We start from the raw sequence: 13004 nt of genomic DNA, 5'->3' as shown, positions 1-13004 counted from the left end.
GGCGGCTACCAGCCGAGGCTGCGGCCGCCGTCGACGGCGATGATCTGGCCCGTGACGTAGGTGGCGTCGCGCACCAGGTAGAGGACGCAGCCGGCGATGTCGGCCGGCGAGCCGGTGCGCTTCAGCGCCGTCTGGCCGATGATGTTCTCTTTCACCGACTCCTTCATGTCCTCGTCCTCCGGCCACAGGATGGCGCCCGGCGAGACGCCGTTGACCCGGATTTCCGGGCCGAGGTCCTTGGCCAGCGAGCGGGTCAGCATGGCGAGCCCCGCCTTGGCGGGCCCGTAGACCGGATGATCGCGCAGCGGCCGGCGCGCGTGGATATCCACGAGGTTGATGATCACGCCGCCGGTCTTCCGCAGGTGCGGCGCCGCCGCCTGGGACAGGAAGAGCGGTGCCTTCAGGTTGGTGCCCAGGAGGTCGTCCCAGTGCTCCCGCGTGATGGTACCGACCGGCGTCGGATAGAACGTGGAGGCGTTGTTCACCAGCACGTCCAGACGCCCGGTGCGCTCCACGACCCGCTGCACCAGCGAGTCGCGGGCATCGTCGTCGAGCAGGTCCGCGGCGAAGGCGGCCGCCGAACCGGGCCGTGCGGAATCGAGTTCGGATACCAGCGCTTCGGCGGGCCCGGCGGAGCTGCGATAATGCACGGCGACGTTCGCTCCGGCCCCGTGCAGCGTGCGCGCGATCTCCGCGCCGATGCGTTTCGCGCCGCCGGTTATCAGTACCCAGCGGGAGTCGAGATTCTTGTGACTGTCGTTTTCGCCCATGCCGGCCGCCTTCCGTCCGCCCGTCGCCGAGCCTGTGTTTCGGCTCCGGCAGTCATACGGATTCGCCGGGGATGATGCAAGTCCGGGGCGAGAGAACGGAAGCGCTGCCGGCGCCAGGACCCGACGCCCGGGCCCACTCCGCCCGCCTCGAGGCGCTGGTGCGAGAGCGCATCCGTGCGGCCGGCGGCGCGCTGGGCTTTGCGGACTACATGAATCTGGTCCTCTACGCGCCGGGGCTGGGCTATTACTCGGCCGGCGCTCGGAAGTTCGGTCCGGGCGGGGACTTCGTCACCGCGCCGGAAGTGAGCCCGCTATTCTCCCGGGTGCTGGCGCGGCAGCTCGCCGAGATGCTCGCAGCGGTGGACGGCGGCGACATCCTGGAGCTGGGCGCCGGCAGCGGTGTGATGGCGGCGGAGATCCTGGCCTCGCTCGCCGCGGCGGACGCCCTGCCGGAGCGCTATCGGATCCTCGAGGTGAGCGCGGATCTCCGGGCCCGGCAGCGCGAGACGATCGCCGAGCGTGTGCCGGGGCAGCTCGAGCGGGTGCACTGGCTGGAAGGGCTGCCCGCCGAGCCGCTGCGCGGGGTGATCGTGGGCAACGAGGTCGTCGACGCCTTGCCGGTGGAGCGTTTCCGCCGCGAGCCGGAGGGCGTGAGCCGGGCCGTGGTGACGGAGACGCCGGCTGGCCTCGCGCTGGGCTGGGCGCCTGCGTCGCCGACGCTGGCCGGCGCGGTGGCCGCCGTGGAGGCGCGGCTCGGCAGGCGCCTGGCGCCCGGTTACGTCTCCGAACTCTCCCTTGGTCTCGCCGGCTGGATGGGCGACGTGGCCGCGGCGCTCGGCGAGGGCTTCCTGTTGCTCGCCGATTACGGCTTCAGTGAATCCGAGTATTACGCGCCCGAGCGCAGCGGCGGCACGTTCCGCTGCCACTACCGTCACCGCGCCCACGAGGACGCCCTGCTCTGGCCGGGCCTGCAGGACCTGACCGCGTGGGTCGATTTTACGGCCCTGGCAGAGGCGGGCTTGGCGGCCGGCCTCGACCTGGTCGGTTATACGACCCAGGCTCACTTCCTGATCGCGGCGGGACTGGAGGCCGAACTGGCCGGGCTGGACACCCTCGACGAGCGGCAGCGGCTGTCGTTGTCTGCCGAGGTCAAAACCCTTACGCTCCCCGGCGAGATGGGCGAGGCATTCAGATTCATGGGCTTCAGCCGGGCGGCGGACCGGCGTCCGTTGCAACCCGGGCAAGCGTTGCGAGCGAGGGGCTTCGCCCTCGGCGATCTCAGGCGCACCCTTTGAGTTCGTTGCCGAGTCCGTTGCCGAGTCCGTTGCCGAGTCCCCTGCCGTGACCTGGTGGCAGTCGGTCGTCCTCGCCCTCCTGCAGGGGCTGACCGAGTTCCTCCCCATCTCCAGTTCGGGTCATCTGGTGCTGGTGCCGGTGCTCGCCGGCTGGCAGGACCAGGGCCTCGCTTTCGACGTGGCCGTGCACTTCGGCACGCTGGCCGCCGTGCTGATCTACTTCCGCCGCGACCTGCTGGCGATGGCCGGCGGCTGGTTCCGTCAGGTCGGCGGGCGCGGCCCGTCGCCGGAGTCCCGGCTGGCGTGGGCGGTGATCGTGGGTACGCTGCCGCTGGGCCTGGTAGGCTTCGTCGGGCACGACTGGATCGAGGCGAACCTGCGCTCTGCGCTCGTCATCGCGGCGGCCACGGGCGGCTTCGGCGTCGCACTGTGGCTCGCGGATGCGTTCGGCGCCCAACGCCGATCGGAGGACTCCCTGCGGCTCGGCGATGCCCTGCTGGTCGGGCTGGCGCAGGTGCTCGCGCTAATACCCGGGACGTCGCGCTCGGGCATCACCATGACCGCCGCGATGGCGCTGGGACTGACCCGCAGCGCGGCGGCGCGCTTCTCCTTTCTGCTGTCGGTGCCCGCCATCCTGGCGGCGACCGGTCTGGAGACCTGGAACCTGATCGAGTCCACCGACCCGGTTCGCTGGGACATCCTGGCCGGCGCCACCGCCATCTCCGCCGTTACCGCCTATCTCGCGATACGGCTGTTCCTCGGCTTCATCGAACGCATCGGCATGTGGCCGTTCGCCGTGTACCGGCTGGTGCTGGCGGCGGTGATTCTCTGGCTGGTGGTCTAGTGTCCTGTCACTAGCGCCGGCGCGCCGTCGGCGCGTTGTCGGCGTACGCTAGCCGGCGTCGCGGGGCAGCGCTCCGCGCAGGGCGTCGATACGGGCTTCCCGGATGGCCCGGCCGATGGCGGGTCCCTCGAGATTCTCGCCGGCCACGTCGTCGGCCGAGACCGCGGCGGCGACCTGTCGGGCCCGGCGCAGCCGGTCGGCCTGGGGGTAGGGGCGATCCTCGAGACCGGTGCGCCCGCGGGCGTCGGCCTCGCAGGCGAGCAGGAATTCCTCGAAGCGTTCCGGCCGCCGGAAGGCATCCGCGGCCTCCAGCAGCTTCATCACCGTCGACGGCCTGAGTTCGGTCGCGCGGTGGCAGAGCCCGTGATACTCCGCCACCAGCAGGGCGACGTCGCGGCAGGCCTTCGGCACGGGCAGGCGTTCGCAAAGGCGTCCGAGCAGGCGCACGCTGCGCCGTTCGTGTCCCCGGTGCCGCGGCCATTCCGATTCGGGGGTCTCGCCCTTGCCCAGGTCGTGGGTGAGGGCGGCGAAGCGCACCGCCAGCGACGGCGACAGCCGGGCGGCCTGCTCCAGCACCAGCAGGGTGTGCAGGCCGGTGTCGACCTCGGGGTGCCATTCCTCGGGCTGGGGCACGCCGAACAGGGCATCCACCTCGGGGAACAGGACGGCCAGGGCGCCGCAGACGTAGAGGACGTGGAAATAGACGGCGGGGCGCGGCCCCTCGAGGGCGTTGGCCGTCTCCTGCCAGACCCGTTCGGGAGTGAGATGCTCCAGCTCGCCGGACTGTGCGAGCTCCGCCATCAGGCCGAGGGTCTCGCCGGCGAGGGTGAAACCCAGGTCCGAGAAACGGGCAGTAAAGCGCGCGGCACGGAGTACCCGCAGCGGGTCCTCGGAGAACGCCGGGGAGACGTGCCGGAGTATGCGCTCCTCCAGGTCGCGGCGGCCGCCATAGGGGTCGATGATCGCGCCATCGGGCGCCTCGGCGATGGCGTTGACGGTGAGGTCGCGGCGCCGGAGATCGTCTTCCAGCGTAACGTGCGGCGAGGTGTCGAACTCGAAACCGTGATAGCCGTGACCGGACTTGCGCTCGCTGCGGGCCAGCGCGTACTCCTCGCCCGTCTCCGGGTGCAGGAATACCGGGAAGTCCTTGCCGACCTGGCGATAGCCCTGATCGATCATTTCGGCCGGCGTGGCGCCGACGACGACCCAGTCCCGCTCCCTGACCGGCAGCCCGAGCAGGCGATCACGGACCGCCCCGCCGACAAGGTAGACTTTCATCGCCGCATTCTAACGTGAAGACACGAATGGTCCGCAAATCCCTCATCCGTACGGTCACGGCGGCGCTCGTCGTCGTGCTCTCGACAGGCCTCGGCGGCTGCTACTACCTGCAGGCCGCCCGCGGGCAGCTGGAGATCGTGCGCAAGCGCACGCCCATCGCCGAGGTGATGGCGGATCCGGCGACGTCCCCGTCGCTGCGCCGGCGCCTGGAGCTGGTGCGCTCGGCGCGGGACTTCGGCGTGGCCGAGCTCGGCCTGCCCGACAACGGCAGCTATCGCAGCTATGCCGACCTCGGGCGCGAGTTCGTTGTCTGGAACGTGTTCGCGGCGCCGGAATTCTCGCTGGAGCCGAAGCGCTGGTGCTTTCCCGTGGCCGGCTGCGTCGCCTACCGGGGTTACTTCGACCGGGAGGCGGCCGAGGCGGAGGCGGCGCGGCTGGTCGCGGACGGCTACGACACCCACGTGGCCGGTGTAGCCGCCTATTCCACGCTGGGCCGCTTCGAAGATCCCGTGCTCAACACGATGATGGGCTGGTCCGACCCGCGGCTGGTGGAGACCCTGTTCCACGAACTCGCGCACCAGCGCCTGTACGTGCAGGACGACACCGAGTTCAATGAGTCGTTCGCCACCGTGGTGGGCCGCGTGGGCGTGCGCCGCTGGCTGCAGTCGCGCGGCGACGCGGAGGGTCTCGCGGCGCTGGAGCGGCGGGTGCAGTGGATGCGCGACTGGATGGAGCAGGTGGAGGCGCTGCGCAGTCGTCTGCAGGCGCTGTACGCAAGCGGGCTGCGGCCGGCGAGGATGCGCGAGGAAAAGGCGCGTCTGTTCGCCGAGCTCGCGCGCTCGCCCATCTCTCCCCGGCAGGTGCCGAACGACAATGCGGCGCTGGTGCCGGCGATGGCCTACCACGGGCTGGTGCCCGGCTTCACGGGGATGCTGGAGGCCTGCGACGGCGAACTCGACTGCTTCTACGACCGGGCCGCCGCGCTGGCGGAGCTGGAGCCGGCAACGCGGCGCGAGCGCCTTGCAGCCTGGCGTTGAATGATCGGCCTGAAGGCCTAGCGCTGAGTGATGCGTCCGGCTTCGCGCCGGTAGCGGGAATAACGCGCGTTGCGTCCTGCCTTGCCGATGTACAGGGGCATCGCGGTCTCGATAGAGCGGGGGCGGATGTCGAAGTGCTCGAAGCCGTCGCTTTCGCAGACGCTGGGCACCGTCAGGGACAGGTAGTTGTCCCAGGACAGGGGCTTGCCCGGCACGTACTCGAAGATGCGGGCCTGCAGCCGCGACGCCCATTCCGGCAGGCCTATGATCAGGCGGCGGATCTCCAGCGTCGCGCAGATGAGGTCGACGAGTTCGCGCAGCGTGTAGCTCCTGGGGCCGCAGAGTTCGAAGCGGCGGGACTCGGTCTCGGCGTCGTCCAGGGAGAGGGCGAATGCCTCGGCCACGTCGTCCACCGAGACGGGCGCGAAGCGCGAGTCCGGCATCGCCAGCGGCAGCACGGGCAGGAATTTCAGCAGACCGGCGAAGCGGTTCACGAAGCCGTCTTCCGGCCCGAATATCACCGAGGGCTGAAAGATGGTCCATGCCAGCGCGTCGCCGCTGTCCCGCTCGATGATCTCCTCGGCCTCGCCCTTCGTGCGCAGGTAGTGACTCGGGCCGGCCGGGCTGGCTTTCAGGGCGCTCATCTGCAGCAGGCGTCCGACGCCGACCGCCCGGCAGGCGGCCACCACCTTGCGGGTGAGCTCCCGGTGCGCGGCGTCGAAGCCGCGGCCGCTGTGGCCGGACTCGTTCAGGATGCCGACCAGGTTGATCACGGTGTCCTGTCCCTGGAACAGTCGCTCCAGGGCGGCCGGCTCGTGCACGTCGGCGGCGACCAGCGTCACCGTGGGCAGCACCTTCAGGTGGCGCCCGTTCTCCACGTTGCGCGTGGGCACCAGTACACGATGCTGATCTGCCGCGAGACGCTCTACGATCTCGGTGCCGACGAAGCCCGTGCCGCCCAGTACGCAGATGCGCTGTGTCATCGTCCGCCGTCCTCCGCCCGCGCCAGCGCCAGACGCTCCCCCGGCGGCGCGACGGGCGGATGCAGCGCCGAGAGCCGCAGCTCGCGGCCGGTGAGGCGCCAGCTGAAGATGCTGTCCGCCGTCAGGACGCGCTTGACGTAGCTGCGCGTCTCGGCGAACGGGATGGTCTCGATCCAGATGTCGGCGGGCAGTGCGTCTGCCTCCGGCAGCCAGCGCTCGACCCGGTGCGGACCCGCGTTGTAGGCCGCGGTGGCCAGCACCGGATTCGCGTCGAAGCGTTCGTAGACTTCGGCCAGATAGCGCGTGCCGAGCTGGATGTTGGCCGGCGGGTCGATCAGCGTCGCATACCCGCGCCAGCGCAGCCGCGCGCGCTGCGCGGTGCCGCGCCCCGTGGCCGGCATGAGCTGCATCACGCCGATGGCACCGGCGGACGAACGGATGTCCGCCATGAACAGACTCTCGCTGCGGGCGATGCCGTAGGCCCAGGCCTCCCGGATATCGGCGGCCGCGGCGTGGGTCTCGAAATCCGTCTTCCACGGCAGCGGATAGCGCAGCCCGAGGTCGTCATAGTGGCCGGCCTTCGCCGCGGTGGCGATCGCCCGGGAGTGCCAGCCCCAGCGGTGCGCGAGCCGCGCGGCCTGGGTCAGCCGGTGGTTGTCGAGTGCGGCGACGGCTTCGTTCCACTCGCTGCGGCCCTGGCTCTCGAGGCCCACGTGGAACAGCTCTCCGGCCCGGCGGATCGCGGGGTCGCGCGCCAGCGCTGCGAGCGTCTCGTCGTCGGCCGGCAGCGGCGCATGGCCGAAGGCGTAGGGCAGGTCCAGCGCGTCCGCGGCCAGGAAGCCGTGATAACTGCGCTCCGCGGCAAGTGCGCGCCACAGGCTGTCGGCAGCGGCCTTCTCGCCGGTCGCGGCCAGCGCCCGCGCGCGCCAGTAGCGCCAGATATCCTCGTCGGCCAATTCGGGCGGCATTGCTTCGATGGTGGCCAGGACGTCCGGCCAGTCCTGGCGGCGCAGCGCATCCCGGGTGCGCCACGCGAGCACGTCGGCGGACGCCAGGTGGGCGGGAATCGCTTTCAGCAGGCCCGGTGCCGCGGGCTCGCGTCGCAGGGCGGCGCGGATGGCGATATAGCCCGTCACGTCCCAGCGCTCGCGGCCGGAGACCGCCAGCTGTGGCGCCAGCCGGCGCCAGAGTTCGGCCGCGTAGGCGGGATCACGGCGCGCGAGCGCCTCGACGCCCCAGAGGGCACGCGCCCGGACGGTTTCGTCGGCGCCGGCCGGGTCCAGCCGCACGAGTTCCGCGGCGGGATCGTTCTGCATGGCGATCCAGGCCGCCGCTTCCCGCCGGGCGTCGTCACCGAGCTCTCGTGCCAGATAACGGGCGAGCCGGAACTCCCGGGCGTCGATGGCGAGCGCGAACCGCTGCCGGTAGCGTGCGGTGTCCAGCAGCCCCTGAGCGCGCATGGCGTCGAACACGGGATCGCACTCCCGCGGCTGGCTGCGGCCTGCGAGCCAGAGCCGCTCGACGTCGTCCTCCGTGTAGCGATGGCCGGCTACGGTCAAGCTCCGCGCCCGTGCCGCGGTGCAGTCGAGTGCGGTGATGCGCGCGTCCGCATAGCGATCGCCATACAGTGTCAGGAAACGCGGCCAGTCGCCCCGCCGCGCCAGCTCGTGGATCCAGCGGTCGGCAAGCCGTCGGGCGGGCGGCAGCTGCGCATGCTCCCGCAGGAAGGCCTCGACGTCCGCGGTATCCGCGCGCCGGATTGTCGCCTGCAGCCAGGCCGAACGCAGATCCGGCCAGAGCGGATAGTCGCGCAGCTCGGCGGCGGCGGCTTCCGTCGACGCCCATTCTCCTTCGCGCGCCTCGGCGTAGACGGCGGCGAACAGCTCTCGGCGCGCTTCGATATCGTCGACGTCGTCGACGGCGGACGGCGGGCCGCCCGCAATTGCAGCCATGGCAGTCATGACCGCCAGGGCACCGAGGGCCGCCATGGCCGGGAAAGAGAAGGGAAGCGCGCGCGAGCCGTGCATGTTGAGAACATACTCAGCGGCCCGGGCGGAGGCAAGGTAAAAAAGGCCGGCCCGCATCCGCTGCGGGCCGGCCTCGCTACGATGGACGGGCCTTGCTTATCTGCTTAGCGTATCTGCAGCAGCAGCACGCGGTCGCCGCGGATGACCTTCAGGAACAGGATCCGGCTGTCGCCGACCGCCTCGCGCAGTTCCGTCATGTTGGTAACGGGGCTGCGGTTCACCTCGACTATGACGTCGCCGGGTCTGAGGCCGCGCTGCGCCGCCGGACTGCTGGCCTCGACGGAGACCACCTCCACGCCGTTGGCGTCGGGTCCCGTTGCGGGAGCGAACTCGGCGCCCTCGAGGCCGGGATGCAGGTCGACCCCGGCGCTGCTCATCGTGGCATTGCGGTCGTCCAGGATGGCGGTGACGGTTTTCTCACGGCCGTCGCGCAGCAGCCGGATGTCCACCTCGTCGCCGGCGCGGAGCAGACCGATGGTGTTACGCAGCTCCGTGCCGCTCGCGATCGGCTCGCCGTTCGCCTCGACGATGATGTCGTCCACCTGGATGCCTGCCTGTTCGGCCGAGGAGCCCGGATTCACGGACTGGACCAGCGCGCCGCGCACGTCGTCGAGGCCCAGCGCGTCGGCGGTATCCTCGTCGACGGTGCTGATCTGCACGCCCAGCAGACCGCGCCGCACCTCGCCGTACTCCAGGATCTGGCGCATGATCGCATTGGCCATATTGGAGGGCACGGCGAAGCCGATGCCGACGTTGCCGCCGGAGCGCGAGATGATCGCCGAATTGATGCCGACCAGCTCGCCGCGCAGGTTCACCAGCGCGCCGCCGGAGTTACCCGGATTGATCGAGGCATCCGTCTGGATGAAGTCCTCGTAGCCGTCCGGATTCAGGCCGAAGCGCCCGAGTGCGCTGACGATGCCCGAGGTCACCGTGTGCTGCAGCCCGAACGGGTTGCCGATGGCGATGACGAAGTCGCCGACTTCGAGGACGTCGGAATCGCCGATGGGCAGTTCCACCAGCCCGTCCTCCTCGACTTTCAGGATCGCGATGTCCGTGCCCGGGTCGGAACCGATGATCTCGGCGTCCAGCGTGCGGTCGTTGAACAGCGTGATCTCGATCTCGTCCGCGCCGTCCACCACGTGGTGGTTCGTGATGATGTAACCATTGTCCGCATCCACGATCACACCGGAGCCCGCACTCTGCATCTGACGCTCACGCGGCTGCTGCTCGGGCACCCCGAAGAAGCGGCGGAACGGGTCGTTGTCGTGGAAGGGCGTGCGCATCTCGACGGTGGCGCTGACGCGGATATTCACGACGGCGGGAGAGACACGCTGGACGAGGGGGGCGAGGCTCGGCACCTTCTCGTCATCCACGAGCTGGGGCAGGGCGGCCCAGCCGGGGCCTGCCAGGCCGACCGCCAGGATGAGGGTTGCCAGGACGCTACGTCTTGTCATGCGATGAGTTCCTCTGTGCGAATTGGATGTCGCTGAACGGCACAGCCAGTGCGGTCCGGGCCACTGCGAGTCATCCTGGGCCCGACCTCCTGAATCCATCATGAACGCTCGTGATGGGACCCGTCCAGCAAAGACAACGGCGGAGACCGGTTGGTTCCGGACTCCGCCGTCCGTGATGCGCCCGTCGGGCAGGGCCGTGCCGTGCCCGACGCCGGCCTCATTCGACGGTGACGTCGATGCGGCGCGGCATTACCTTGGGCTGTTTCGGGATGCTGATTTCGAGCACGCCGTGCGAGCTCCTCGCCGTGATGCTCTCGGCATCCGCGGTCTCAGGCAGCGTGAAACGGCGGAAGAAGCTGCCGCTGACCCGCTCGACGCGGCGGTAGCCGTTCTGCTCGTCCCGGTTGCTGAACTCGCGCTTGCCGCTCAGCGTAAGCACGCCGTTCTCCATGCTCACCTCGATGTCCTTGGGGTCGACGCCCGGTACGTCGGCGGTGAGGACGAAACGATCGGTCTCCTCGCTGATATCGACGGCGGGGATCCAGTCGGCGACGGCGGACGAACTCTCCGGGTCCGCCGGCATGCGGCCTGCCATCAGCTTGTCGAGATCACGGTGCAGCCGGTTCACCAGGCTCCAGGGTTCGTAGGTTACAAGGCTCATAATCGACCTCCTCGTTGCTTGCGGGGCGCTCTGCCCGCTCCTGTTCGATGAGGCCGAAATGCGGACCGGCCCACCGCTTTTCAAGTGGTCCGGACAGCCGGAAGGCCGTCTGCAAGGGCGTTTCGCGTGCTCTCGGCGCCCGCACAAGATATTGTGTCAGTGATATGACAGCGCGGCGTGCAGAAAATAGCCGAATTTTAAACCGATTTTGCCGATAGGTATTTTAACTAATTGAAATATATAAGTTTTTATCAGGGAAAAAGTTTCCGAATTCCCCTTGACAGCGGCCCCTCACGGTCCTAATCTAACCACTCGCAGGCACAACATCTTGTGTCTCGCAAAACAAGCATAAACCTTGCTTCAGGGCAGGTATCCGGCTCGCTCGCGTCGGATACCAGGGGGTTCGTATGCGGTGTTCTGGCCACCGCATTTGACAGAATATACCGCCGTTCAGGCACTTGGCCGACGGCCCGGCTTTTTGGGGGTTCTCGTACGATGAAACCGGCAGAGATGATGGCACCGACCGCAGTCTCGGAGATCGCTTTCCAGGATGCGTCTATCGACATCTGGGATTCCAAGTACAGGCTGAAAGCCAAGGACGGCACGGAAATCGATGCCTCTGTCGACGCCACTTACCAGCGGGTCGCCCGCGCACTGGCCGACGTGGAGCCGGCCGACCGTCGCGAGCACTGGTACGAGCGCTTCCTGTGGGCGCTCAGGAGCGGCGCCATCCCGGCCGGCCGCATCACCTCCAATGCGGGCGCCCAGGCACATAAGCCGGCGACTTCCACCATCAACTGCACGGTGTCCGGCACCATCATGGACTCGATGGACGACATCCTGAACAAGGTGCACGAAGCCGGCCTGACGCTGAAGGCGGGCTGCGGCATCGGCTACGAGTTCTCCACCCTGCGGCCGAAGGGCGCGTACGTGACCGGCGCCGGCGCCTACACCTCCGGGCCGCTGTCGTTCATGGATATCTACGACAAGATGTGCTTCACGGTGTCGTCGGCGGGCGGGCGCCGCGGCGCCCAGATGGGCACCTTCGACGTCGGCCATCCCGATGTCATGGATTTCGTCCGCGCCAAGCGCGAGAACGGCCGCCTGCGCCAGTTCAACCTGTCGCTGCTGGTCACCGACGAGTTCATGCAGGCGGTGAAGAACGACGACGACTGGAAGCTGGCCTTCCCCGTCTCCGTCGACGAGGCGAAGCACGACGAACTCGATCTCGCCGATCGGGAGCAGTTCATCTGGCGCGAGTGGCCCGGCGGCGGCGACTACGTGCAGGACGAGAGCGGTCTGGTGGCCTGCCGCATCTACAAGACCGTGCCCGCGCGGCGGCTGTGGGACATGATCATGGCCTCCACCTACGATTTCGCCGAGCCCGGATTCGTGCTGGTCGACCGGGTGAACGAGATGAACAACAACTGGTGGACGGAGAACATCCGCGCCACCAACCCCTGCGGCGAGCAGCCGCTGCCGCCCTACGGCTCCTGCCTGCTGGGCTCGGTCAACCTGACAAAGTTCGTGATTTCTCCGTTCACGGACGAGGCGCGTTTCGACTGGGAGGAGTTCAGCGAGGTGGTGAAGGTGTTCACGCGCATGCTGGACAATGTCGTCGAGATCAACGGCCTGCCGCTGGGCGAGCAGCGCAACGAGATCACGCGCAAGCGCCGCCACGGCATGGGCTTCCTGGGGCTCGGCTCCACCATCACCATGATGGGCATGAAATACGGTGAGCCGGGCTCCGTGGAGTTCACCGAGAAGGTGGCGAAGCAGCTCGCGATTTCGGGCTGGGAGACCGGCCTGGAACTCGCCCGGGAGAAGGGCCCGGCGCCGATCATGGAGGAGGATTTCGAGGTGACGCCGGAGATGCTGCGCAAGCGTCCCGAGATGGCCGCCGACGGCATCCGCCCCGGCGATCGCCTGCCCGGCCGCGTGCTGCACTCGCGCTACAGCCGTTACATGCAGAAGGTCGCCGCCGAGGCGCCCGAGCTGGTGCAGGAACTGGAACGGGTGGGCGCCCGCTTCACCCATCACAGCTCCATCGCGCCGACGGGTACCATCTCGCTGTCGCTGGCCAACAACGCGAGCAACGGCATCGAGCCGAGCTTTGCCCACCATTACTTCCGCAACGTCATTCGCGAGGGGCGCAAGTCCAAGGAGAAGGTGGACGTGTTCTCGTTCGAACTTCTCGCCTACCGGGAGCTGATCAATCCGCGGGCGATGCCGAATTCGGAGTCGCCGGAGGAGAAGCTGCCCGAGTATTTCATTACCTCGGACGACGTGACGCCGAAGCAGCACGTGGACATCCAGGCGGCGGCGCAGAAGTGGGTGGACTCGTCCATCTCGAAGACGGCGAACGTGCCCACCGAGTATCCGTACGCGGATTTCAAGGACATCTATCTCTACGCCTACGAGCAGGGCCTGAAGGGCTGCACCACCTTCCGTTTCAATCCGGAGGCCTTCCAGGGCGTGCTCGTGAAGGAGCAGGACCTGAAGAACACCACCTACGTCTTCGAGCTGGATGACGGCAGCACGGTGGAGCTGAAGGGCGACGAGGAGATCGAGTACGACGGCGAGATGCATACCGCCGCGAACCTGTTCGATGCGCTGAAGGAAGGCTACTACGGCAAGTTCTGAGCGCGGAGCTGG

General features: G+C 68.7%; 10 protein-coding genes. 4 read left to right on the top strand and 6 right to left on the bottom strand.

Annotated elements, in window-relative coordinates:
• Window positions 1–5 precede the first annotated feature (5 nt).
• Window positions 6–770 (bottom strand): pteridine reductase, encoded by a 765-nt coding sequence (locus ACJMKZ_RS05425; protein WP_405232175.1) that lies wholly within the window; start codon window positions 768–770, stop codon window positions 6–8.
• Window positions 771–841: 71 nt separating this feature from the next.
• Between ACJMKZ_RS05425 and ACJMKZ_RS05420 the strand changes: the two genes are divergently transcribed.
• Both ACJMKZ_RS05420 and ACJMKZ_RS05415 read left to right on the top strand, forming a co-directional pair.
• Window positions 842–2065 (top strand): class I SAM-dependent methyltransferase, encoded by a 1224-nt coding sequence (locus ACJMKZ_RS05420; RefSeq protein WP_405232174.1) that lies wholly within the window; start codon window positions 842–844, stop codon window positions 2063–2065.
• 46 nt (window positions 2066–2111) lie between these two features.
• The gene (locus ACJMKZ_RS05415) at window positions 2112–2909 is read left to right on the top strand and encodes an undecaprenyl-diphosphate phosphatase (RefSeq protein ID WP_405232173.1); all 798 of its coding nucleotides are present in this window, start codon (window positions 2112–2114) and stop codon (window positions 2907–2909) included.
• Window positions 2910–2957: 48 nt separating this feature from the next.
• Here ACJMKZ_RS05415 and ACJMKZ_RS05410 read toward each other — a convergent pair whose 3' ends face one another.
• Window positions 2958–4187: a multifunctional CCA addition/repair protein gene (locus tag ACJMKZ_RS05410; protein WP_405232172.1), complete on the bottom strand. Its 1230-nt coding sequence runs from the start codon at window positions 4185–4187 to the stop codon at window positions 2958–2960.
• A 26-nt stretch (window positions 4188–4213) separates the two neighbouring features.
• Between ACJMKZ_RS05410 and ACJMKZ_RS05405 the strand changes: the two genes are divergently transcribed.
• Window positions 4214–5224, top strand: a complete 1011-nt coding sequence (locus tag ACJMKZ_RS05405; protein WP_405232171.1) for an aminopeptidase — start codon at window positions 4214–4216, stop codon at window positions 5222–5224.
• A gap of 17 nt (window positions 5225–5241) precedes the next feature.
• Here ACJMKZ_RS05405 and ACJMKZ_RS05400 read toward each other — a convergent pair whose 3' ends face one another.
• The 4 genes from ACJMKZ_RS05400 to ACJMKZ_RS05385 form a co-directional block, all read right to left on the bottom strand.
• Window positions 5242–6207, bottom strand: coding sequence for a complex I NDUFA9 subunit family protein (locus ACJMKZ_RS05400; protein ID WP_405232170.1), 966 nt, complete (start codon window positions 6205–6207; stop codon window positions 5242–5244).
• Entirely contained in the window at window positions 6204–8234 is a 2031-nt protein-coding gene (locus ACJMKZ_RS05395; RefSeq protein ID WP_405232169.1) for a transglycosylase SLT domain-containing protein, read from the bottom strand. Before ACJMKZ_RS05395 ends, ACJMKZ_RS05400 begins: the two co-directional genes overlap by 4 nt.
• Before the next feature lie 104 nt (window positions 8235–8338).
• Window positions 8339–9688, bottom strand: a complete 1350-nt coding sequence (locus tag ACJMKZ_RS05390; protein ID WP_405232168.1) for a DegQ family serine endoprotease — start codon at window positions 9686–9688, stop codon at window positions 8339–8341.
• A 217-nt stretch (window positions 9689–9905) separates the two neighbouring features.
• Entirely contained in the window at window positions 9906–10349 is a 444-nt protein-coding gene (locus ACJMKZ_RS05385; protein ID WP_405232167.1) for an Hsp20/alpha crystallin family protein, read from the bottom strand.
• A 510-nt stretch (window positions 10350–10859) separates the two neighbouring features.
• On the opposite strand from ACJMKZ_RS05385, the gene ACJMKZ_RS05380 reads away from it, so the two are divergent.
• Entirely contained in the window at window positions 10860–12992 is a 2133-nt protein-coding gene (locus tag ACJMKZ_RS05380) for an adenosylcobalamin-dependent ribonucleoside-diphosphate reductase (protein ID WP_405232166.1), read from the top strand.
• Window positions 12993–13004 lie beyond the last annotated feature (12 nt).

The organism is Lentisalinibacter salinarum (genome assembly GCF_040706555.1).
GTDB lineage: Bacteria > Pseudomonadota > Gammaproteobacteria > Steroidobacterales > Woeseiaceae > Lentisalinibacter > Lentisalinibacter salinarum.
The sequence above is the reverse complement of the archived record's forward strand: the minus strand, read 5'-3'. Positions and strand labels throughout refer to the sequence as shown.